Source organism: Rhizobium sp. WYCCWR 11152 (genome assembly GCF_013087615.1).
Taxonomy (GTDB): domain Bacteria; phylum Pseudomonadota; class Alphaproteobacteria; order Rhizobiales; family Rhizobiaceae; genus Rhizobium; species Rhizobium indicum.
This window is the reverse complement of record NZ_JABFCP010000006.1, coordinates 156,442-179,259: the sequence shown is the minus strand read 5'-3', so window position 1 is coordinate 179,259 and position 22,818 is coordinate 156,442. Positions and strand designations below refer to the sequence as shown.

Annotated in this window: 21 protein-coding genes; 12 read left to right on the top strand and 9 right to left on the bottom strand. The window is 60.4% G+C overall.

Annotation, left to right across the window (positions count from 1 at the left end; translation table 11 throughout):
- The first annotated feature begins 191 nt into the window (after positions 1-191).
- Positions 192-2,348, top strand: a complete 2,157-nt coding sequence (gene ligA, locus G9X67_RS06850) for an NAD-dependent DNA ligase LigA (protein ID WP_171598398.1) — start codon at positions 192-194, stop codon at positions 2,346-2,348.
- Positions 2,349-2,379: 31 nt separating this feature from the next.
- On the opposite strand, the gene G9X67_RS06845 is transcribed toward ligA, so the two are convergent.
- Complete coding sequence (locus tag G9X67_RS06845; protein WP_138330527.1) at positions 2,380-2,916, bottom strand: GNAT family N-acetyltransferase; 537 nt, start codon at positions 2,914-2,916, stop codon at positions 2,380-2,382.
- 283 nt (positions 2,917-3,199) lie between these two features.
- Here G9X67_RS06845 and G9X67_RS06840 point away from each other — a divergent pair, with 283 nt between their 5' ends.
- Both G9X67_RS06840 and G9X67_RS06835 read left to right on the top strand, forming a co-directional pair.
- Positions 3,200-3,790 carry a 3'-5' exonuclease gene (locus G9X67_RS06840; protein ID WP_033180944.1) on the top strand — a complete coding sequence of 197 codons (591 nt, stop codon included), beginning with the start codon at positions 3,200-3,202 and terminating at the stop codon, positions 3,788-3,790.
- A gap of 77 nt (positions 3,791-3,867) precedes the next feature.
- The gene (locus tag G9X67_RS06835; protein ID WP_062945328.1) at positions 3,868-4,362 is read left to right on the top strand and encodes a CreA family protein; all 495 of its coding nucleotides are present in this window, start codon (positions 3,868-3,870) and stop codon (positions 4,360-4,362) included.
- Positions 4,363-4,633: 271 nt separating this feature from the next.
- Here the strand turns inward: G9X67_RS06835 and G9X67_RS06830 are convergent, their stop codons facing one another.
- Entirely contained in the window at positions 4,634-5,104 is a 471-nt protein-coding gene (locus G9X67_RS06830; RefSeq protein ID WP_003541378.1) for a chemotaxis protein CheW, read from the bottom strand.
- A gap of 319 nt (positions 5,105-5,423) precedes the next feature.
- Here G9X67_RS06830 and G9X67_RS06825 point away from each other — a divergent pair, with 319 nt between their 5' ends.
- Positions 5,424-6,026 carry an SCO family protein gene (locus G9X67_RS06825; RefSeq protein ID WP_138330528.1) on the top strand — a complete coding sequence of 201 codons (603 nt, stop codon included), beginning with the start codon at positions 5,424-5,426 and terminating at the stop codon, positions 6,024-6,026.
- A 68-nt stretch (positions 6,027-6,094) separates the two neighbouring features.
- Positions 6,095-6,973, top strand: coding sequence for a 50S ribosomal protein L11 methyltransferase (locus G9X67_RS06820; RefSeq protein WP_138330529.1), 879 nt, complete (start codon positions 6,095-6,097; stop codon positions 6,971-6,973).
- 415 nt (positions 6,974-7,388) lie between these two features.
- On the opposite strand, the gene G9X67_RS06815 is transcribed toward G9X67_RS06820, so the two are convergent.
- A complete protein-coding gene (locus tag G9X67_RS06815; RefSeq protein WP_012758267.1) occupies positions 7,389-7,562 on the bottom strand; it encodes a hypothetical protein in 174 nt (57 codons plus the stop codon).
- A 279-nt stretch (positions 7,563-7,841) separates the two neighbouring features.
- On the opposite strand from G9X67_RS06815, the gene G9X67_RS06810 reads away from it, so the two are divergent.
- Positions 7,842-9,677, top strand: a complete 1,836-nt coding sequence (locus tag G9X67_RS06810; RefSeq protein WP_138330530.1) for an aminopeptidase P family protein — start codon at positions 7,842-7,844, stop codon at positions 9,675-9,677.
- Positions 9,678-9,745: 68 nt separating this feature from the next.
- Here G9X67_RS06810 and G9X67_RS06805 read toward each other — a convergent pair whose 3' ends face one another.
- Positions 9,746-10,054, bottom strand: coding sequence for an AzlD family protein (locus G9X67_RS06805; protein ID WP_017961278.1), 309 nt, complete (start codon positions 10,052-10,054; stop codon positions 9,746-9,748).
- 3 nt (positions 10,055-10,057) lie between these two features.
- Positions 10,058-10,789 (bottom strand): AzlC family ABC transporter permease, encoded by a 732-nt coding sequence (locus G9X67_RS06800; protein ID WP_138330531.1) that lies wholly within the window; start codon positions 10,787-10,789, stop codon positions 10,058-10,060.
- A gap of 132 nt (positions 10,790-10,921) precedes the next feature.
- Here G9X67_RS06800 and G9X67_RS06795 point away from each other — a divergent pair, with 132 nt between their 5' ends.
- Positions 10,922-11,185, top strand: a complete 264-nt coding sequence (locus tag G9X67_RS06795; protein WP_138330532.1) for a DUF2164 domain-containing protein — start codon at positions 10,922-10,924, stop codon at positions 11,183-11,185.
- Positions 11,186-11,323: 138 nt separating this feature from the next.
- Here G9X67_RS06795 and G9X67_RS06790 read toward each other — a convergent pair whose 3' ends face one another.
- The 3 genes from G9X67_RS06790 to G9X67_RS06780 form a co-directional block, all read right to left on the bottom strand.
- On the bottom strand, positions 11,324-11,989 hold the full coding sequence (locus G9X67_RS06790) for a dihydrofolate reductase family protein (RefSeq protein ID WP_138330533.1): 666 nt from the start codon (positions 11,987-11,989) through the stop codon (positions 11,324-11,326).
- Between the two features lie 95 nt (positions 11,990-12,084).
- Positions 12,085-12,711 (bottom strand): bifunctional nicotinamidase/pyrazinamidase, encoded by a 627-nt coding sequence (gene pncA / locus G9X67_RS06785; protein ID WP_138330534.1) that lies wholly within the window; start codon positions 12,709-12,711, stop codon positions 12,085-12,087.
- 334 nt (positions 12,712-13,045) lie between these two features.
- Complete coding sequence (locus G9X67_RS06780) at positions 13,046-13,543, bottom strand: EF-hand domain-containing protein (protein ID WP_138330535.1); 498 nt, start codon at positions 13,541-13,543, stop codon at positions 13,046-13,048.
- A gap of 399 nt (positions 13,544-13,942) precedes the next feature.
- Between G9X67_RS06780 and G9X67_RS06775 the strand changes: the two genes are divergently transcribed.
- Positions 13,943-14,290 carry a hypothetical protein gene (locus G9X67_RS06775; RefSeq protein WP_138330536.1) on the top strand — a complete coding sequence of 116 codons (348 nt, stop codon included), beginning with the start codon at positions 13,943-13,945 and terminating at the stop codon, positions 14,288-14,290.
- A gap of 25 nt (positions 14,291-14,315) precedes the next feature.
- Here the strand turns inward: G9X67_RS06775 and G9X67_RS06770 are convergent, their stop codons facing one another.
- On the bottom strand, positions 14,316-16,796 hold the full coding sequence (locus tag G9X67_RS06770; RefSeq protein WP_138330537.1) for a UvrD-helicase domain-containing protein: 2,481 nt from the start codon (positions 16,794-16,796) through the stop codon (positions 14,316-14,318).
- Between the two features lie 248 nt (positions 16,797-17,044).
- Between G9X67_RS06770 and G9X67_RS06765 the strand changes: the two genes are divergently transcribed.
- The 4 genes from G9X67_RS06765 (at position 17,045) to G9X67_RS06750 (ending at position 22,712) form a co-directional block, all read left to right on the top strand.
- Entirely contained in the window at positions 17,045-17,521 is a 477-nt protein-coding gene (locus G9X67_RS06765) for a VOC family protein (RefSeq protein ID WP_138330538.1), read from the top strand.
- A 413-nt stretch (positions 17,522-17,934) separates the two neighbouring features.
- Complete coding sequence (locus tag G9X67_RS06760; protein WP_138330539.1) at positions 17,935-19,878, top strand: PrkA family serine protein kinase; 1,944 nt, start codon at positions 17,935-17,937, stop codon at positions 19,876-19,878.
- Between the two features lie 12 nt (positions 19,879-19,890).
- Positions 19,891-21,165 (top strand): YeaH/YhbH family protein, encoded by a 1,275-nt coding sequence (locus tag G9X67_RS06755; protein ID WP_003541349.1) that lies wholly within the window; start codon positions 19,891-19,893, stop codon positions 21,163-21,165.
- Positions 21,162-22,712 (top strand): SpoVR family protein, encoded by a 1,551-nt coding sequence (locus G9X67_RS06750; RefSeq protein WP_171598397.1) that lies wholly within the window; start codon positions 21,162-21,164, stop codon positions 22,710-22,712. Before G9X67_RS06755 ends, G9X67_RS06750 begins: the two co-directional genes overlap by 4 nt.
- Positions 22,713-22,818 lie beyond the last annotated feature (106 nt).

Here is a 22,818-nt window from a genome sequence, read left to right as displayed (position 1 = left end):
GAGATTCTTCTTCCCTGAAAGAGAGAGTCATTCACGGCGCAGAGGCGCCGTGGCTGGATTCCTGTGACAGGCAGAGGAATGAGGGAGGAGAGGCGAGCAGGCCGATCCTCCCGATGGCGGATACGCGGGCTCTCTTTTCATCCGGAAATTTTGCTCTAAAAAACAATGCAGATTCTCTGGAGTGATGTTGCATGTCCACCGAAAATTCCGCCGTCGACACGTTGACGATCGAAGAGGCTGCCGCCGAGCTCGAACGGCTGGCAAAGGAGATTGCGCATCACGATGCGCTCTATCACGGCAAGGACCGGCCGGAGATTTCGGATGCCGAATACGACGCGCTGAAGCGCCGCAATGATGCGCTGGAAGTGCGCTTTCCCGAGTTGATCCGCGAAGACAGCCCATCGCGGCATGTCGGTGCAGCGCCCTCCGTCACGTTCTCGCCCGTCATCCACGCGCGGCCGATGCTGTCGCTCGACAACACCTTCTCGCAGGAGGACGTGCAAGATTTCGTCGCCGGCGTCTATCGCTTCCTTGGCCGGCTGCCGGATCAGTCGATCGCCTTTACCGCCGAACCGAAGATCGACGGGCTCTCGATGTCGATCCGTTACGAGAACGGCAGGCTGGTGACGGCTGCAACGCGCGGCGACGGCACGACGGGGGAGAATGTCACCGCCAATATTCGCACTATCGCCGAGATCCCCAACGAACTGCCGAAAGGTGTTCCCGCTGTCGTCGAGATCCGCGGTGAAGTTTATATGGCCAAGAGCGACTTCCTGGCACTGAACCGGCAGATGGAGGCGGAGGGCAAGCAGACCTATGTCAACCCGCGCAATACGGCTGCCGGATCGCTGCGCCAGCTCGACGCCAAGGTGACGGCGAGCCGCAAGCTGAAATTCTTCGCCTACGCCTGGGGCGAGATGTCGGAAATGCCTGAAGATACGCAATTTGGGATGGTGCAGACTTTCAAGGATTGGGGTTTTCCGGTCAATCCGCTGATGAAACGATTGAACTCGGTCGCCGACATCCTGACGCATTATGATGAGATCGGCCTTGAGCGCCCGGATCTCGACTACGACATCGACGGTGTCGTCTACAAGGTCGACAGTCTCGAGCTGCAGGCCCGTCTCGGCTTCCGCTCGCGTTCGCCGCGCTGGGCGACGGCGCACAAGTTTCCTGCCGAACAGGCATTCACGATCGTCGAGAATATCGACATCCAAGTCGGCCGCACCGGCGCCCTCACACCTGTCGCGCGATTGACGCCGATCACCGTCGGTGGCGTGGTCGTCACCAATGCGACGCTGCACAACGCGGACTACATCCAGGGCATCGGCAATAGCGGCGAACGCATCCGCGACGACGAGCACGATATCCGCATTGGTGATACCGTCATCGTGCAGCGCGCAGGCGACGTCATTCCGCAGGTACTCGACGTCGTCATGGAGAAGCGCTTGGCCGAGGCCAGACCCTATGAATTTCCGAAGACCTGCCCGGTCTGCGGTTCGCATGCCGTGCGCGAAAGACATGAGAAGACCGGCAAGCTCGATTCGGTCACCCGCTGCACCGGCGGTTTCATCTGCAGGGCGCAGGCGACCGAGCATCTGAAGCACTTCGTTTCGCGCAACGCTTTCGATATTGAAGGGCTCGGTTCGAAGCAGATCGACTTCTTCTTCGAAAACGAGGACGCGTCGCTGCAGATCCGCACTGCGCCCGATATCTTCACGCTGGAGAAGCGTCAGCAGCAATCGCTGACCAAGCTGGAGAATATCGACGGCTTCGGCAAGGTCAGCGTCGGCAAGCTCTATGCGGCGATCACCGAACGGCGCAGCATTGCGCTCCACCGCTTCATCTACGCGCTCGGCATCCGTCATGTCGGTGAGACCACAGCGAAGCTCTTGGCGCGCTCCTACGGCACCTATGCGGCCTTTGAAACCGCAATGCGCGAGGCCGAGGCGCTTTCCGGCGACGCCTGGAACGATCTCAACGCCATCGAGGGTATCGGCGAGGTCGTGGCGCGCGCCATCGTCGAATTCTACAAGGAGCTGCGCAATGTCGAGGTGATCACCCGGCTTATCGAGGAAGTGACGCCCGAGGAGGCCGAACAACCGAAGACGGCAGGCAGCCCGGTCGCCGGCAAGACCGTGGTTTTCACCGGCTCGCTGGAAAAGTTCACCCGCGACGAGGCGAAGGCGAGGGCTGAAAGTCTCGGCGCCAAGGTGGCGGGATCGGTCTCCAAGAAGACCGACATCGTCGTCGCCGGCCCCGGCGCCGGCTCCAAGCTCGACAAGGCGCGTGAGCTCGGCGTGCAGACGATGGACGAGGACGAGTGGCTGGCGCTGATCAGCGGGTGAGGGGCTGACGGCAAACCGCCAGCCCCGTTGCTCATAGCCTGAGCCGCGCCATCGTATAGGCGTCGACATATTGACCGGCGCGATATCCGAAGGCCTTCAGCAGCCCTTCCTGCTCGAAGCCGAATTTCCGGTAGAGGCCGATGGCAACATCGTTATCGGTGTAGACGGTCAGTTCCAGACGTTTGATATCGAGCCAGTCGTCAGCAGCATCGACCATTGCTCCGAGCAGGATCCGTCCGAAGCCGCGGCCGGTGAAGTCGTCATGCACACCCATGCCGATGCTGGCGACGTGCTGCCTGCGGCCGGAAAGACGGTTGAGGCCGCTATTGCCGACGATTTTGCCGTCCTGGGTGACGACGAGGTTGAGCGCGCCGGGCGACGGATTTTCCATGTGTTTGCGAACCTCTTCGATCCTCTGATATGGCGGCCGTAAGGTGCCGGCCCGGTAGCTCGGCAGATTTATGAGATCGGTGATCTCCTCCGCATCGGACAGGCGGACGGCGCGCACGAGGACGCCATCCGGCAAGCGCGCTCGGCCGCGAGGTTCATTCTCTTCGTTTTCAGACATTCATGCTCTCCATCGTGGTCGGGAGGAGAGCCGGTTTCCGAAAACCCTGCTCGCCTCGGCAGGGTTTCGGGATGATGATCGGATCGCTGCTAACGCGCCATCGCTCCCGCGTACCCTTCAAGGGTCGTGGTGTGATGGATAAGCGCTGCCATGGTTAGGGAACCGATCATGGCAATAAGTTTCGATATGCGGGTTAAAAAGTCAACCGGGCGTCGTGTCGAATTTGCGCGGCCAGAAGCGGGGCGGTATTCCTGTGCCGGAAGAAACGATTCGGGTTGCTGATTTGAAGACCATCGCGATTGACTTCGAAACGGCGAACGAACAGCGCGGTAGCGCCTGTTCCGTCGGCCTTGCCTGGATCGAGGAAGGCAGGGTGACGCGCGTCGAGGAGCGGCTGATCCGGCCGCGGGACATGCGCTTTTCAGGGATGAACATCGCAATCCACGGCATCCGGCCGGAGCATGTCGAGGACGCGCCCGAGTTCCCCGAGGTAATGGATGAGTTCGAGGAGGATTTTCGCGGCGCGACGATGATCGCGCACAATGCGGCCTTCGATTTCAGCGTCTGGCGGGCGAGCCTCGATCTCTACCGGCAATCCTATCCTGAGCTTACCTATCTCTGCAGCCTGAAGATGGCGCAGCGGATCTGGCCGCATTTCCTCTCGCACCGGCTGAACCTGATCGCCGAGCATCTCGGCCTGCGTTTCGTGCACCACAACGCCGCCGAAGATGCCGCCGTCTGCGCAGCAGCGGCCATCGAGATGGCAAGGGCGGTCAAGGCCCATGCCGTCCACGCCATACCGTCGTTGATCGGCATGAAGCCAGGTCGGCTGACGGCGCAGGCCTATGAGCCCTGCACCTGCCGAAAAGGCTGATCCCTTTCCGCAAACGCCCTATTCTTGCAAAGCATGAGTGCATGCTTATCTAGAATGCGGATATTCAGGGAGCCGCCATGTCCAGACTGCGCAATTTTCTCCTCGCCGCCTTCTCTTTCGCTGCCCTTTCCACAGGTGCTGCCTCGGCCGAAGTCGTCGGCAAGGTCGGGGTCGACTGGATCGGCAACGACATCATCGTCGATGCGGTCTCCGATCCTGAGGTCAAGGGCGTTACCTGCCACGTCACCTATTTCGACCGCAGCCTGATCGACCGGTTCAAGAACGGCAACTGGTTCGAGGATCCGTCCAACAATTCCATTGCCTGCCGGCAGACGGGGCCGATCGAGATCGGCAATATCGACCTGTCCAAGGATGGCAGCGAGGTGTTCCGCCAAGGCATGTCGCTGATCTGGAAGACGTTGGTCGTCAACCGTATCTACGACAAGACGAACGATACGCTGATCTATCTCGCCCATTCGCGCGAACTGACCGACGGTTCGGCGAAGATGTCGATCTCGACCATTCCGCTCTATGGGCAGAGCGTGACCTGGAAGAATGGGAAGCCGCAATAAGTCTGGGAGGTTCCGGGGTCTTTCGCTATCGAGATTAAAGACCCCGCCCCAAACCCCTCCCCACAAGGGGGAGGGGCTTAACTTGCCGCACCAGCTTTCCTGATTTTCGACGTTTCGGTAGGAGCGGGGCGTCGGATTAGTCCCTCCCCCTTGTGGGGAGGGGTTGGGGAGGGGTTTTCGCAAAGTCTGATCCCATGCCCGTTTTGCCTCCACCCCAAAATCAAAAAGGCCCGGACGAGCCGGGCCTTCGAATTCCAGGTATGAGCATTCCTCAGGCGGCTTGTGTCAGCTCGTCGGCAATGACCGTGTCGAGGTTCAAGAAGCAGACCATGGTCTTTTCGAGCGCGACGATGCCGCGGCAGAAGGCGCGCTGGGCTTCCGGGATGATTTCCGGCGGCGGCTGCAGGTCTTCGCTCTTGATGGTCATCATGTCGGAAACCTGCTCGACCAGCAGGCCGACCAGCTTGCCGGCGATGTCGGTGACGATGATCGCCGAGCGCTCGGAGGGCTCGGTCATTTTCATGCCGAGACGGCAGGCCATGTCGATAACGGGGATCACGGCGCCGCGCAGGTTGATGAGACCCAAGACGTAGGGCGGGGTGTGCGGCATCGGCGTCACGGGCGCCCAGCCGCGGATCTCGCGGATGGCCATGATGTCGATGCAGAATTCCTGATCGCCCAGGTGGAACGAAACGATTTCGAGATAAGCGCCCGACTGCTTGATGGCGTTATTGTTGTTCATGGTCAGAATTCTTCCCAGTTGTCCCCAGCGGGAGAGGCGATGTAGAACCGCCGTTAAATATAGATGTGACGGCTTAAGTCTTTCCTAACGATATGTATTTTCGGATTGGCAGTCGCTCTAAAGGTAAGCTATTCAAACACATGCATTTTTGATCGGTGCAGATTCCTGAGGGCGGATTTCGTTGCCGTGGCAGTTTCTACCGGTGAGACAATTCAACACGGGTTCGAAAACATATTCTTGAATTGCGCGCCTCCGGTCGAGGCTATAATCACGCCAGCAGGGGCGGGCGGCACATCCGCCTGAATCGAGGATCATGCCAATGAAGACATTCCGCATCGCCGTCTGGGTCGGTGTCCTGATACTTGCCGGGTTTCTTGGCGCGTACACGCTCTACCTGACGAAGTCGAAGAATGTCGTGGCGGAAGCGCCTTTCGGCGTGCCCTTCACCCTGGTCTCCCAGAACGGACAGCCGATCACCGAGGAGGCGCTGCGCGGCAAGCCGACGGCGCTGTTCTTCGGCTTCACCCATTGCCCGGAAGTCTGCCCGACGACGCTTTTCGAGCTGAACGGCTGGATGGAGAAGGTCGATCCGAAAGGCGATAAGCTGCAGGCCTTTTTTGTCACCGTCGATCCGGAGCGCGACACGCCTGAGATCATGAACGAATACGTCTCCAATGTTTCCAAGCGCATTACCGGCATTTCAGGCGCGCCTGACAAGATCGCCGAGGTCGTCAAGGGGTTCCGCGTCTACGCCAAGAAAGTGCCGGTCGACGAGAAGGATCCAAACGGCGACTATACGATGGATCACACCGCCTCGGTCTTCCTGCTCGATTCGGCCGGGCGGTTTGCCGGAACGATCGCCTATGGCGAAAACCCGGACACGGCGGTAAAGAAGCTGGAGAATCTCGTCAGCAAGGGGTGACAGCTTCAGCGTGATGGGGCGTTGGCTCGAGCGGCGGCGGGTAACGGAAACGGGAAAGACCGCCTATCGTGAGTGAAATCCGCCTTTACGTGACGACGACCGAAGCCAAGGCCGAAGAGATCCTCGACCTTCTGAGCGCGGTCTTCGGTGAAGAAGACTTTGCCATCGGCACCACCGAGATCGATGAGAAGAAGGATATCTGGGAAGCCTCGATCTACATGATGGCCGAGGACGAGGCTGAGGTGCAATCCCGGGTCGAGGACGCATTGAAGGTCTCTTTCCCCGATGCCCGGCTGGAGCGGGAAGTCATCCCCGAGATCGACTGGGTGGTGAAATCGCTGGAGGGGCTGAAGCCGGTCCGGGCAGGGCGTTTCCTGGTGCATGGTTCGCATGACCGCGACAAGATCCGCCCCGGCGATATTGCCATCGAGATCGATGCCGGCCAGGCCTTCGGCACCGGCCATCACGGCACGACGGCCGGCTGCCTCGAGGTGATCGATAGCGTGGTGCGTTCGCGCCCGGTCCGCAACGCGCTCGATCTCGGCACCGGCAGCGGTGTACTGGCGATTGCGGTGCGCAAGCTCAGGAACATACCGGTGCTGGCGACCGACATCGATCCGATCGCGACGAAGGTGGCGGCGGAGAATGTGCGCCGTAACGGCATCGCCTCGGGCATCGTCACCAGGACCGCGCCGGGCTTTCATTCGACGGCCTTTTCCGAGCATGGTCCCTTCGATCTCATCATCGCCAACATTCTCGCCCGGCCGCTGATCCGCATGGCGCCGAAGCTTGCGACGCATCTTGCGCCTGGCGGATCCGTCATTCTCTCCGGCATCCTTGCCGGGCAGCGCTGGAAGGTGATTGCCGCCTATAGCGGCGCGAGGCTTCGCCATGTCAGAACCATCTGGCGCAACGGCTGGGTGACGATTCACTTCGACCGGCCTTGAGTTTTTGGCGGGGCGAAGGCTTGTCCTGCACTGCACGCCTTATTTGAGGCGAGACGTCTCCTCCTCACCTCATTCCTGTGCCTGTCACAGGAATCCAGCCATCGCGCGTCTGCGTGGTGAATGACTCCGTGACCTTGAGAGTTCCCGCGCCCAAGGACTTGGGCGCACTGGATCCCTGTGACGAGCACCGGGATGAGGGTGGGGAGAGGTCTGCACGAAACGAAGCCGCTTCTTGCGCTGCCTTAAGGGCAAGAAAGCCTTTCCTGACACAAGAAAAAAGGCGGTGCCGATGGCACCGCCTTGGACCGGTCTATCCGGTCAATGCCCGCGAGCTCAAGGGGAGGAGCGCTCAAGCGGGCTCTACTGCATTCCAATAGGCCGGTCCGGGAGGGAGGAGACGGACTGGCTTTCAGGCTTAGAACGCGTAGCTGAGGGCGCCCTTGTGGCGCGTGGCCCGCTGGCCGGCGCCGAGCAGCTTGAGGCTGTCCTCGTTCTGCGGGCGGCGGGCGCCGATTACGTGACGCACGGTCTGGCGTTCGCCAGCCTGCACCGGGCTGCTATATGCGAAGCGCGAGAGAGAGGCGGTCATTTCAAGAATTCCTTTGTTTACAGGTTCATCGCGAACCGTTCGATGCAGCTTATATAGCTATTCTGAAATGCGGAGGCAGAGGGTTTTGCTCATGGGAGCCATGCGGCCAATGCATAAAGCGTGCCAAATTAACTTTTGGCGTCACAGTTCTGTCAAAATGTTGAGCGGCCCCAGGGGTTTCGACTCGTTTTGTCGCTTTTTCTCCCCATCGATTGAAATTTCGCTAACATGGCCGGCATCCCATTAACCGGATTCGTCTCAATCATTCGGGTTTCCAGCATGTTCCAGTCTTTCGAGGTTACCTCCACGCCGCAATTCGGCAGGGATCGTGTATCGGCGCTGCGCGCTAGTTTCGATTCGCTCGGCATCGACGCCTTTCTCGTGCCGCGCGCCGACGAGTTCAACGGCGAATATGTTCCTGCAGGTTCCGAGCGCCTCGCATGGCTGACGGGCTTTACCGGTTCCGCGGGCATTGCGCTCATTCTACGCACACAGGCGATCGTCTTCGTTGACGGGCGCTATGTGACGCAGCTTGCCGAACAGGTCGACGGTTCGGTCTTTTCGGGCGGCGATCTTGTCAACGAGCCGCCGCATGTCTGGCTTGCCGCAAACGGCAGCAACGGCCTGCGGCTCGGCATCGACCCCTGGCTGCATGCGGGTGCCGAGGTGCGCCGGCTGGAAAGAGCGCTTTCGCAGATCGGCGGCACGCTGATCTTCCTGCCGCACAATCCGCTCGACAGGCTTTGGAGCGACCGGCCGGCCGAGCCGCTCGGCGCGGTCAGCATCCAGAACGTCGCGCAGGCCGGCGTGCTGGCGAGAGAGAAGATCGCGACGATCGCCGCCGATCTTTCGAAGAAGAATCTTGCGGCGGTGTTGATCGCCGATCCCTCTTCAGTCGCCTGGACCTTCAATATCCGTGGCGCCGATGTGCCGCACACGCCGCATCCGCTGGCGCGCGCCGTCATCCATGCCGACGGCCGGGCCGAAGTCTTTCTCGACAAGCGCAAGACCGGCATCGAGCCGGAGGCCTATCTCGGGCAGATCTGCACGCAGCTGCCGCCCTCGGCGTTGGAGGAGAGGCTTGCCGCCGTTTCGAGAGATGGCGGCCGCGTGCTGATCGACCCTGACATCGCCGCCTATGCGTTGGCAGAGATCATCCGCAAGGCGGGCGGCGAAGTGGTGGAGGGCGCCGATCCCGCCAAATTGCCGCGCGCAGTGAAGAACGACGTCGAGATCAACGGCTCGGCCGCCGCGCACCTGCAGGACGGGGCGGCGATGGTAGAATTCCTCTATTGGCTGTCGCAGACGAAGCCCGGCACGGTGAGCGAGATCGCTGCTGCCGAGTATCTCGAAGCGGCGCGCGCCCGCGTCGGCCAGAGCATGCAGAACCCGCTGAAGGACATTTCCTTCGACACGATTTCGGGCGCCGGCGAACATGCGGCGATCATGCATTACCGCGTGACGACCGAGACCAACCGGATGATCGAGGCCGGCGAACTCTTCCTGATCGATTCTGGCGCGCAATATATCAATGGCACGACCGACATCACCCGCACCGTCGGCATCGGCACTGTTTCGGAAGAGCATCGGCGCTTCTTCACGCTGGTGCTGAAGGGGATGATAGATATCAGCACGGCGCGTTTCCCGAAGGGCACGCGCGGCTGCGACCTTGATCCGCTGGCGCGCATCGCGCTGTGGCGGGCCGGCGCCGATTTCGCCCATGGCACAGGCCACGGCGTTGGCTCCTATCTCTCGGTGCATGAGGGGCCGCAGCGCATCTCCAGGCTTTCGACGCAGGAACTGCTGCCTGGCATGATCCTTTCGAACGAGCCTGGCTATTACCGGCCCGGCAGGTTCGGCATCCGCATCGAGAACCTGATCTATGTGCGGGGTGCCGAGGAGATCGAGGGCGGCGATGCGCCGATGCTTGGATTCGAGACGCTGACTTTCTGCCCGATTGACCGCAGCCTCGTTATTCCCGAGCTTCTGACCCATGACGAGCTGCAGTGGTTCAACGACTATCATCGCCGCACATGTGAGGCGCTGATGCCGCTCATCCACGATCACGATGTCAGGGCGTGGCTCGAAAACGCGACGCTGCCGCTGGAATATTGAGAAACGGCATTACAGCGTCGGCGACGCTGTAATGCCTTGAATTTCTGTGCCGGCTTTCGGGCCGGTGCTCAGGCGCCGATCGAGTGGCGCCAGGTCATCACGACGATCCAGGCGGCGACCAGCATCCATGTATGGCTGAAGCGCAGGCCGATGAAGAGAGCGACGATCAGCGCCAGCTTCGATTCCCAGCCACCGATGAAGAAGGCGGGGGCGACCAGCGTCGTCAGCACGGCCGCCGGCACGGCGTTCAGCGCCGCTTCCATGCGCGGGGGAATGCTTTTCATTCGGGTGATGAGGATATAGCCGCCGATGCGGGTGGCGAAGGTGGCGGCTGCTGCGGCGAGGATGACGAGCGCCATGTGAAGATCGAATTCCATGGCTCAGACCTCGTGCACTTCGGATCGAAGGGCGTCGGCTTCGAGATCAGCCTCTTGCGGCGGCAAAGGCAGCACGGCGGCGAGCAGGATGCCGACGGCAGCACCGAGGCTGACATGCCAGGGCGAGCCGACATAGCGGTAGGCGAGTACGGACGCCACCGCGCTGACGAGCGCCACGGGCAGGAAATTGTCTCGCTTGCGGAAGCCAAGGACGATGCCGAGGAAATAGGCCGGCAGCAGAATGTCGAGGCCGATGGCCTTGGGATCGCCAATGAAGCCGCCGAGCATGCCGCCGGCGATGCTGATCAGCACCCAGGGAATGTAGATGATGATGGCGAAGCCGAAGTACCAGGCGAAGGTGAGTTGCCGGCCGGACTCGCCGCGCTTTACCGCTTCGGCGAATTGCGGATCGACGAGTAGGAAAAAGGTGAAGAATTTCTGCACCGGCGTGAAATGGCCGATGTAGCGTGCCAGCGCCGCCGAATAGAGCACGTGGCGGAAATTGACGGCGAGGATCGACAGCACGATCAGCCAGGCGTGGACATTGTGACCGAAGAGTTCGATGCCGACCATCTGGCTGGCGCCGGCATAGACGGTGGCGCTCATGAAGGCGGTTTCGGAGAGCGACAAGCCGTTTTCGACCGCAAGCGCTCCGAAGAGAGCGCCAAAGGGCGCGGATGCCAGCGCAACGGCGGAGCCACCCCGCAAACCTTCAACAAAGTCGGCGCGATTCATGCGATCTTTCCTTTTGGAATTCAGGTTTTCCCTTATGGTCTATGGCTTGCAACAGCAATTGAATTTCCTTGATTGACCAATCGATTTTGCTGAACCATCAAAGTCCCGATCGCATTCGGTAAAGAGGCAATGATGAAGAAGATCGAATTTTCGAAGGAGGCGAAGGCGACGATCGTTGCCAGCATTCGCCGCTATTTCGAGGCCGAGCTCGACCAGGCGATCGGCGTGCTGCCGGCGGAATTCCTGCTCGATTTCTTCGCGGACGAGATCGGAGCCCATTATTACAATCAGGGCCTTCGCGATGCGCATGCGGCGCTTCTGAGGAAGATGGAGGACCTGGCCGAGGACATCTATCTGCTGGAGCGAGACGACAAGAACAAGGATACTGTTCCTTAAATCAGAATCGATTTGAGGATAAAAATTGTGCAGTAATTCAAAGTTCTATAGCGTCCCTTGCGCGTCTGAGCGCGGCGCTGTAGTCCATAAACCGGACGCGGCGGCGTCGCGGCCCGCAATCGCAGAACGCAGAGGCATTTAGCCCTCGCGCTTCATCCGCTCCCGGCGGGTGATCTCGGCTTGCGAAGGCGCGGGCATTCCGAAGCTGCCGGTTTCGACCTCGCCGGCGCGCTCGTAGACGCTCATGATGACGCCGGTCGTCGATACCGAGTTGGCCGTGAGCTTCAGCGCTTCCGGCCTGGCGCCCTTGCCGAACAAGCGCTTCCCGGGGCCAAGGATGAGCGGGAAGGTCAGGAGCCGGAGTTCATCGATCAGGTCGTGCGCCAGCAGCGTTTGCAGCAAGCCACTGCTGCCCTGCGTCAGGAGGTCGGGACCATCCTGCTGCTTCAAGCGGGCGATTTCGGCGGCGACATCGCCGCGCAGCGCAAAGGAATTTTCCCAGGTGAGCGGCTCGTTCGAGGTGGTTGCGACATATTTGGTCGCGGCATTGAAGGCTTTTCCGATGGGATCGTCTTTGCCGACGAAGGGCCAGTGCGCAGCGAAGATCTCGTAGGTCTTGCGGCCGAGCAGCAGCGCGAAGGGGTCGGTAAAAATCCCGTCCATGAAACCGCCCATCGGTTCGTCCCAGTAATTGACGGTCCAGCCGCCAAGGGTGAAGCCGCCGGTCGGATCCTCCTGCGGCGCGCCCGGCGCCTGCATGACGCCATCCAAGCTCACGAAGGCTGCGGTAACAAGCTTTCTCATCTCTCAACTCCCATGATTGGTGTGTTCAGAGCCAAGGACGGATGGACGTGTGCCGATCCGACATTCGCCACATTGTCTTTTATCGCTGATCTCAATCAGTCGGCCAGGACTCTGGCGCTGTCGATGATCGCGATGCCATGCGTCCGCATCTCCTCGATGGCGGCGGTGACGCCTTCGGGCGTGATGCCGCGGCTTGCATCCTCGACGAAGCGCACGCGAACGTCAGGCATCATCTCCAGCGCGTCGAGCGCGGAGAACTTGACGCAATAGTCGGTCGCCAGCCCGCAGACGTCGAGGTCGGTGACGCCCTGGTCCTCGAGGAAATCGGAAAGGCCGGTCGAGGCGTCGCGGTCATTGTCGCGGAAGGCCGAATAGCTGTCGATATCAGGATTCTCGCCCTTCTGCTGGATCAGGTCGATCTCTTCGGATTTGAGCTCGGGATGCAGTTCGGCATCGAGCGTACCCTGAATGCAGTGGTCGGGCCACATCATCTGCGGCTTGCCCGACAGTTCCCCCAACTCGAAGGGGGCGGCACCGGGATGGGCGGAGGCGAAGCTGCCGTGGCCTGGCGGATGCCAGTCCTGCGAGGCGACGATCAGATCGTATTTGCCGCTGTCGATCAGTCTGTTTGCGACGGGAACCACCTTGTCGCCATCAGGCACCGGCAGATTGCCGCCCGGACAGAAGCCGTTCTGAATATCGACGAGCAGCAGCGCTTTCATCAAGGCCAATCCCTTCGCTCTATTGCAGTGTAAGACGCCAAGCACACTGAATGGATCAACTAGTGGATTTCCAGGCGCGGACGCGCAAGTGTTAATTCTGGCACTAGCGGTAGTAAGTCTTCGAAACAGAATGCTCTAATGCAATCATTGCGATAGCCGGCGGCGGTTCTCGTGTTGAAATGGAACGGAGGGGGAAGGCGCGTGCATGATTTCCGGATCGCAGACACGGCCCACGACGGTGGCAAGTGCCGGCAAATCGATCTGCCTACGTAGGATACTTTTGTGCGGCATCGATGGATCGAGGCTCCCCCGGCAGAGCCCGGATCTCGGCCAGCTAGACCGCCGCCACGTCTTCGGCCGCGGAATCACCTGCTACGGCGGAAGCGCCGTAGGTATTGCGGTAGGCCTGAAGGGCCGTCTGCATGTCGCTCAGCACCTTGGTGAGGAGCGGATCGCTGTCGCCTGAAGTCTTGATGCTGTTCGGATCGGCGGCAAGAAATTCAGACTCGGTCAACTTGCCGTCGCCATTGGTATCCATCGCGGCGAAGACACCCTTGGAAGCGTCGTCGCTCTGATCGCCGCCGTCGCCCTGATCGTCACTGCTGTCTGTCTTCTGCATGGACAGCATCAGCGACAGGATGTCGGCGGTGATCTTCTTGACGATGTCGGTGCTGCTGTCGTCGCTCTCGGTCGACGTCGTGGCCGATGTAGAGGACTGCGAGGCGGCGGCCAACTCGTCCGCCGATATGACGCCGTCGCCATTCTTGTCCAGACTGGAAAGCGGAGACTGATATTGAGTTAAGGTGCTGCCGAGAGATGAAACACTGGTCACTTGAACCTCCTTCGAAAAGTTCGTCGTGAAGCCTGCCTTTCATGGGCGGGCAGCCTCTGGGCTAAGCTGATTTGCGAAAGGCGTCAAAGCGACGTTTTGACAGGGCAGAAGTGCGATTGACGACGTGAGGCAACGCACGTTAACCTTTCGGTTACCAAAGTTTTTTCATTGGATTTATTGGCTTTTGTGGGCGGTCGGCTGTCTGGGCGCGATTCAATCCATGCCGGTGTTGGCCCGAAATTGCCGTAACGCAGCGCGCGGAGGAGCTCTGGGCGGAGTGCCCGCGTTTGCGCGGCTGCGACATTTCGTCTGCTTTCTGCGAGAGGCGACGTCAGGCCGATCTTGCTCCGGGTCATGATTTCTGCCTTTCTTACTCAGAAGCAAGCCGGAAGCGAAGCCATGTCAGAGCCGGATCCCGACGAAAAGATCGATGCGACGTTTCGCAACGGGTCGCTGACGGCGGCCGGGATCATCCTCGGTTTCTCGCTTAATTTCATCAGTGTCTGGGTCTCCAATCCCAATGACTGGAGCCGCATCGATATTCTGCCGATGCTGTTCCTGACCGTGGGCATTGCCGTCCAGGTGAAGGTCTTTGCCGATTTGCTGGCGCGGGACTCCCTGTTTGCCGCCAAATATGACCGGTCTCGCCGGCTCTTTCTGATCGGATTGGGAATCGTCGCTGCGGGCATTGGCGTCGCCCTGATCAACGATATTCTCGGGCTCGGAAGGATGCGGATGCTCGGGTAAGCCTTTTCGCGTCGTGCTGACGCGGTCAGACGCGCTCGACGAACCCGTCCAGCACCCGTTTCTGTCCCGCCCGGTCGAACTCGATCGTCAGCTTGTTGCCTTCGATGCCGGTGATGTTGCCGTTGCCGAATTTCAGGTGGAACACGCGATCGCCGAGCGTGAATTTCGATGGCTCCGACGAGGTCGATTTCGCCACCAGCTCGCCTTCGATCGTGCGCCCCTTCGGGCCGCTTTCGCCATAGCCGATGCGTTCGACGGCGTGGCCGGAGCGGGTGCCCCAATTGTCGCGTGTGGCGTCGGTCTTATTGGCCTGGGCTCGTTTCCAGCCGGGAGTGGAATAGGAGTTGGCGAAGGGTTCGGCCTTGTCGAAGCGGGACTGGCCGTAGCCGCCGCGGCCGTACCCGCCGTAGCTCTGCTCCATTTCGGCGACCTCGACATGGGTTTCCGGCAGTTCGTCGAGGAAACGCGAGGGCAGGGTCGACTGCCAGAGGCCATGGATGCGGCGGTTGGAGACGAACCAGATGTGGCAGCGGTGCTTGGCGCGGGTGATGCCGACATAGGCGAGGCGGCGTTCCTCCTCCAGTCCGGCGCGGCCGCTCTCATCCAGCGAGCGCTGGTGCGGGAAGAGGCCTTCCTCCCAGCCGGGCAGGAAGACGGTGTCGAATTCCAGGCCCTTGGCCGAGTGCAGCGTCATGATCGAGACGGCATCGAGGTTCTCGTTGGTCTCGGCATCCATGACGAGCGAGACGTGTTCGAGGAAGCCGCGCATCGACTCGAAGCTTTCCATCGAGCGGATCAGTTCCTTGAGGTTTTCGAGGCGGCCGGGGGCTTCAGCGCTCTTGTCGTTCTTCCACATGTCGGTATAGCCGGACTCTTCGAGGATCTGCTCGGCAAGTTCGGTATGCGGCGTGTTTTCAAGCAGTTCCTGCCATCGGCGGAAAGATTGAATCACGTCGAAGAGCGCCTTTCGCGCCTTCGGCTTCAGCTCGTCGGTCTCGATGATGTCGGCGGCTGCTGCAAGCATCGGGATATTGCGGACACGGGCATAGTCGTGCAGCGCCCGCACCGTCGTATCGCCGAGGCCGCGCTTCGGGGTGTTGACGATGCGTTCGAAAGCGAGGTCGTCGGCGGCTTGAGCGACCAGGCGGAAATAGGCCATGGCATCGCGGATCTCGAGGCGCTCGTAGAAGCGCGGGCCGCCGATGACGCGATAGTTGAGGCCGAGGGTGACGAAGCGGTCTTCGAATTCGCGCATTTGGAAGGAGGCGCGCACGAGAATCGCCATGTCGTTCAAGAGATGCTTGCCGCGCTGGAGCTGCTCGATCTCCTCGCCGATGGCGCGGGCTTCCTCTTCCGAATCCCAGGAAGCGTGGACCTGCACCTTGACGTCGTCCGGATCGGAGCGGTCGGTGAACAGCGTCTTGCCGAGGCGGCCCTCATTATGGGCGATCAGATGGGCGGCGGCCCCGAGGATATGTTCGGTCGAGCGGTAGTTGCGCTCGAGCTTGATGACCTTGGCGCCGGGGAAATCCTTTTCGAAGCGCAGGATATTGTCGACCTCGGCGCCGCGCCAGCCATAGATCGACTGATCGTCGTCGCCGACGCAGCAGACGTTCTGCGGCTCGCCCTTGGAGCGCTGGGCGAGAAGCCTGAGCCACATGTACTGTGCGGTATTGGTATCCTGGTACTCGTCGACGAGGATGTAGCGGAAGCGGCCGTGATATTCCTTCAAGAGATCCGGGTTCTTGCGGAAGATCGCGATCGGATGCATCAGCAGGTCGCCGAAATCGCAGGCGTTCAGCGTCGTCAGGCGCGCCTGATAGGCGAAATAAAGATCGCGGCCGCGGCCATTGGCAAAGGCGCGGGCGTCGCCCTCGGGGATATCGGCAGGGCCGAGACCCTTGTTCTTCCAGGTGTCGATCATGCCGGCGAACTGCTTGGCCGGCCAGCGCTTGTCGTCGAGGCCTTCGGCCTGGATTATCTGCTTGATCAGGCGGACGACGTCGTCGGTATCGAGAATGGTGAAATCGGAGCGCAGGCCGACGAGCTCGCCGTGGCGGCGCAGAAGTTTGACGCCGATCGAATGGAAGGTGCCGAGCCAGGGCATGCCTTCGACGGCGCCGCCGACGAGCAACGCGATGCGCTCCTTCATCTCGCGGGCAGCCTTGTTGGTGAAGGTGACGGCGAGGATCTGCGAGGGGAAGGCGCGGCCGGTATTGAGGAGATGGGCAATGCGGGTCGTCAGCACGCGCGTCTTGCCGGTGCCGGCGCCGGCGAGCACGAGGACGGGGCCTTCCAGTGTTTCGACGGCTTCGGTCTGCTCGGGGTTCAGCCCGGCGAGGTAATCCGGTCGCTTGCCGCCGTCGCGAGCCGCCATGGCGCGGGCGGCGATGCCGCCACTGGCGGCGGGCGCCCTTTCGGCGGTTGCGGCAGGCGGCTGCGGCTTGCGCGCCATCTCGCCCGGCTCTTCGTCGAAGAAGGGCATATCGTCGAAACTATTGCTCATGGCGCGTAATGTAGTGATTCGGGAAGGAAAGACCAGAAAAGATGTTCTGCTTTCATTCCCGAGCCGGCGCTATTCCAAGCGGTATGTTACGGGCGGCAATGCCACCGCCGAGCCCGGCTGTGGTCGCCATGCGGGCGGGCGGGGCTAAAAATTTCCAATCGGAGCATGTCGGAACCGGCGCTGGTGGGGCGTCCTTGGATCATCGGACAGCAGTCCGGATCAACACCCGTCAACAAGGAGGCCGTTTCATGCCGAAGGTCGTTTCAAATCTCTGGTTCGCCGAGGAAGCGCGCGAAGCCGTCGAATTCTACGTGTCTGTTATCCCGGACTCCAGGATCGGCCGCACCACCATATTGCCGGCGGAAACGCCGAGCGGGCCTCCCGGCAGCGTCGAGCTGATCGAGTTCACGCTCGCCGACCAGGCCTTTCTGGCCATGAAGGCCGGCCCGCTCGATAGTTTCAACCATTCCTTTTCGATCGCGATTCTCGTGGAAAGCCAGGCCGAGATCGATCGGATATGGGAGGCCTTCCTCGGCAATGGCGGCACGCCGGAGGCCTGCGGCTGGCTAAAGGACCGCTGGGGCCTTTCCTGGCAGATCGTGCCGCGCGTGCTGTCCGAGATGATCGCCGACAGCGACCGCGAGCGGGCCAAGCGCGTGACCGAAGTGATGCTCGGCATGGTCAAGATCGATGTCGCCGCGCTGGAGAAGGCATTCAACGGCTGAGTCGCGCCGGGTAGCCGCATGATCACGATGCGGGGCGCATGGCTGGGATGCGCCGTTTTCCAGCATGTCTGGAGCGGATCGGCACACGCTGTCCCGCATCGACTTTGGGCAGTTTCACAGCCAAATCGTCGATTTCTCCAGAGCTCGAATCACGGGCGACATTGCACACCCTTTTCATCTTTCTGTCACGTCGCGAAATGTGCTGATATCGCAATAGCCCTTTTCTCAACTACAATAAGAAACAGTTTCGTAGAGTAAAAAAATAACCGGTGCACGCACGTTTTTGTGCATTGCCAGAAACAGCCGGTGAGCGTGGAATATACCTGCGAAACTATTGATTCTTAGGAATGTCGTGGCCATCTCCTTTGGTATGACGACCTAGAGCCTGTGGCATTAACCTTGATGGAGGGCCCATGCTGAGCGAATCCGTATTCGATGCGTTCACCCGCAGCTATGATGCGCGTCGCGAGACCGATATGTCGATCTCGGAGTATCTCGATCTTTGCAAAAAGGAACCGCTTGCCTATGCCAATGCGACCGAGCGGCTGCTCGCCGCGATAGGCGAGCCGCAGATGGTCGATACTGCCAGGGACACGCGCCTCGGCCGGATCTTCATGAACCGGACCATCCGGATCTATCCGGCCTTTGTCGGCTTCCACGGCATGGAAGAGACAATCGAACGCATCGTTTCCTTCTTCCGGCATGCAGCGCAGGGGCTCGAGGAGCGCAAGCAGATCCTCTATCTGCTCGGCCCGGTCGGCGGCGGCAAGTCATCTCTGGCCGAGCGGTTGAAGCTGCTGATGGAGCTTCATCCGATCTACGTGCTGAAGGCGGGTGACGAGATCAGCCCCGTTTTCGAAAGTCCGCTCAACCTGTTCGACCCGGACACGATGGGATCGCTCCTGCAGGAGCAATACGGCATTCCGCTGCGGCGCCTGAGCGGACTGATGAGCCCGTGGTGCCTGAAGCGGCTCGACGATTTCGGGGGCGATATTTCCCGCTTCCGCGTCGTCAGAGTACAGCCTTCGCGGTTGCGCCAGATCGCCATCGCCAAGACCGAGCCTGGAGACGAGAACAATCAGGATATCTCGTCGCTGGTCGGCAAGGTCGATATCCGCAAGCTGGAGACCTATTCCCAGAACGATCCCGATGCCTACAGCTATTCGGGCGGCCTCAACCGCGCCAATCAGGGCGTGCTCGAATTCGTCGAGATGTTCAAGGCGCCGATCAAGATGCTGCATCCGCTGCTGACGGCGACGCAGGAAGGGAACTATATCGGCTCCGAGAATATCGGCGCCATCCCCTTCTCCGGCATCGTCCTTGCGCATTCGAACGAGGCGGAATGGCAGACCTTCAAGGCCAACAAGAACAACGAAGCGTTCATCGACCGTATTTGCGTGATCAAGGTGCCCTATTGCCTGCGCGTGACGGAAGAGCAGAAGATCTACGAGAAGCTGATCGAGGGATCGGAACTCACCGATGCGCCATGCGCCCCGGCAACGCTCGAAATGCTGGCCCGCTTCTCCGTGCTTTCACGTCTGCGCAAGCATGAGAATTCGACGTACTTCTCGAAGATGCGCACCTATGACGGCGAAAGCCTGAAGGAGACGGATCCGCGCGCCCGTAGTGTCCAGGAATATCGGGATGCCGCCGGCATCGACGAGGGCATGGACGGCATATCGACCCGCTTCGCCTTCAAGGTGCTCGCCTCCACTTTCAATCACGACACCACGGATATCGGTGCCGATCCGGTTCATCTGATGTATGTACTGGAGCAGTCGATCCGCCGCGAGCAGTTTTCCGACGATGTCGAGAAGCGATATCTGGAATTCATCAAGGCCGATCTTGCGCCGCGTTACGCAGAGTTCATTGGAAATGAAATCCAGAAGGCCTATCTTGAATCCTATGCGGATTACGGACAGAATCTGTTCGACCGCTACGTGGATTATGCCGATGCCTGGATCGAAGACGTGGACTTCAAGGATCCCGATACCGGCCAGCTTCTCGATCGCGAGCTCCTCAACCAGGAACTGACGAAAATCGAAAAGCCGGCAGGAATCGCCAATCCGAAGGATTTCCGCAACGAAATCGTCAAGTTCTGCTTGAGATCGCGGGCAGCCAACGGCGGAAAGAATCCGTCATGGACGAGCTACGAGAAAATCCGGGAAGTCATCGAAAAGCGAATGTTCTCGCAGGTCGAAGATCTTTTGCCGGTCATTTCCTTCGGGTCGAAGAAGGATTCCGAAACGGAAAAGAAGCACAGCGAATTCGTCTCGCGCATGGCCGCGCGGGGTTACACGGAGAGGCAGGTTCGGCGCCTCGTCGAATGGTACATGCGCGTCAAACAGGCAAGTTAATGTGGAGCCAATATGCACATTGTCGACCGTCGGCTAAATCCGCGCGGTAAAAGTCTGGAAAATCGGCAACGGTTTCTTCGGCGCATGAAAGGCGCCGTGCAGCAGGCGGTAAAACGTTCTCTGCAAAACCGGAACATTCGCGATGTGCTCGACGGCGGGGAAATCAGCCTGCCGATCGATGGAATGGCCGAGCCGAACTTGAGAAGGGGCGACGGCGGCATCCGCGACCATATCCTGCCGGGAAACAGGGCCTTCGTCGAAGGCGACATTCTTCCGCGCCCGCCAGGGAGCCGGGGCGGAAAACCCAAGGATGCGGGTGAGGGCGACGGCGAGGACGGCTTCCGCTTCGTGCTGACGCGCGAGGAATTCCTCGATGTGTTCCTGGACGATCTGGAACTGCCCGACCTTGCCAAGCGGCGCCTGGCCGAAACCGAGGAGGAAACTCCGTTCCGTGCCGGTTATTCCGTGTCGGGATCGCCGTCCAACATCGCCGTCGGTCGCACGACCAGGCTCGCGATGATGCGCCGTGTCGCGCTTCACCGTCCGCGCCGCGAGGAAATCGAAGCCCTGCAGCGGCAGATCGAGGAATGCGAGGACGACGAGAGCCGGCTGGCGCTTGAGGCAAAACTCAAATCCCTGACGGAAAAAAGCCGGCGCATTCCCTATATCGATCCGCTCGACGTGCGGTATCGCCGCTTCGAAAACGAGCCGAAGCCTGTGGCGAAAGCCGTGATGTTCTGCTTGATGGACGTCTCCGGCTCCATGTCGGAACACATGAAGGACCTGGCGAAGCGGTTCTACCTGCTGCTCTACCTTTTCCTGTCGAAGCGCTACAAGAAAGTGGAGATCGTCTTCATCCGCCATACCGACAAGGCCGAGGAAGTCGACGAGGAAACCTTCTTCTATGGCCCGGCAACGGGCGGCACGCTGGTTTCCAGTGCGCTGGCGGCAATGCGGGCGATCATCGCGGCGCGTTTCGATCCGGCAGAATGGAATATCTATGGCGCCCAGGCATCGGACGGCGACAACGCCCATTCGGACGGGAACCTGAGCGGACAACTGCTGCGCGAGATTTTGCCGCTGTGCCAGTATTTCGCCTATATCGAAGTCGGCGAAGAAGGCGGTGACTCCTCGGTATCCCGCTCGCCGCTTTGGATGCTTTATGACGGGATCCGTTCCGAGCTGCAGCCGCTTTCGATGCGCAAGGTCTGCCGGCGAAACGAAATATTCCCTGTTTTCCACGATCTCTTCCAGAAACGTGACGCACAGTCGAAGGTGACGCCATGACCATGACGATGAGGCCACGAGAGCGGCTGTTGTTCGAGGGGGCCGACTGGGATTTCGCAACGCTCCAGCGCATCCACGACGCCTGCGAGGAGATCGCGCTCGGCGAACTCGGCCTCGACGTCTACCCGAATCAGATCGAAGTCATCACCTCGGAGCAGATGCTCGATGCCTATTCCTCGACCGGCATGCCGCTCTTCTATCGCCATTGGTCCTTCGGCAAACACTTTGCTCATCACGAAACCTTCTACCGCCGCGGGATGCGCGACCTCGCTTATGAGATCGTCATCAACAGCTCGCCCTGCATCTCCTACCTGATGGAGGAAAACACGGCGACGATGCAGACGCTCGTCACCGCGCATGCGGCCTTCGGCCACAACCACTTCTTCAAGAACAACTATCTCTTCAAGCTCTGGACCGATGCGGAGGGCATCCTCGATTACCTCGATTTCGCCAAGGGTTATATCACCCGCTGTGAGGAACGTTACGGCGAGACGGCCGTCGAACGCACGCTCGACGCAGCCCATGCGCTGATGTCGCACGGGGTGCATCGATACGCGGGCAAGACCACGATCGATCTTCGCCAGGAGGAAAAGCGGCAGCAGGAGCGCCGCGCCCACGAGGAGCAGATGTTCAACGACCTGTGGCGCACGGTTCCCGTCGGCAAGGCGCGGAAGGCGGGTGACATCGGCCTAGAAAAGCGCCGCGCCGCCCTCGGGCTTCCTCAGGACAACATCCTATACTTTCTGGAAAAGTCGGCGCCGCGGCTGCAGCCGTGGCAGCGCGAGATCCTTCGCATCGTCCGCCATGTCGCGCAATATTTTCACCCCCAGCGGCAGACCAAGGTGATGAACGAGGGAACCGCCACCTTCGTCCACTACCAGATCATGAACCGGCTTCACGAGCGTGGGCAGATCAGCGACGGAAACTTCCTCGAATTCCTGAAGTCGCACGCCAACGTCGTGTTCCAGCCGAGCTATGACGACCGGCGATTCTCGGGCTTCAATCCCTATGCGCTTGGCTTTGCGATGATGCAGGACATCGAGAGGATCGTCACGACGCCGACGGAAGAGGACCGCGCATGGTTTCCCGATATCGCCGGACGAGGCGATGCGATGGCGGTCCTGCGCGACATCTGGGCCAATTACCGGGACGAGAGCTTCATTAGCCAGTTTCTGAGCCCGAACCTGATCCGGCAGTTGCGACTATTCCATCTCTACGACGATCCGGAACAGACCGAGGGGGTACTGGTTTCGGCGATCCATAATGAGCGTGGATACCTGCGCATCCGCCGCCAGCTCTCCCGCGAATATGATATCGGCTGGACCGATCCGGCAATCGATATCGTCGATGTCGACCTCGCTGGCGACCGCCGCCTGTTGCTGCAGCACATCGTCATGAATGGCTGCTATCTTCAGGAAAATGACACGAAACTCGTCCTGCAGCATCTCGCCGATCTCTGGGGCTATGACGTGTTGCTTCAGGAAATCGACGGTTCCAGCACGGTGGCGAGAGAACACGCGGCGAGCCCGCGCAAGATCGTTCAGTGATCACAGATTATGCTGACGGCGATAATGAACAATTATCGGTGGCAACAAACACAAAGCCTTAGTAGTTTACCGCCGTTGCAATCGCCCACTTGATCTCGACCAGTTT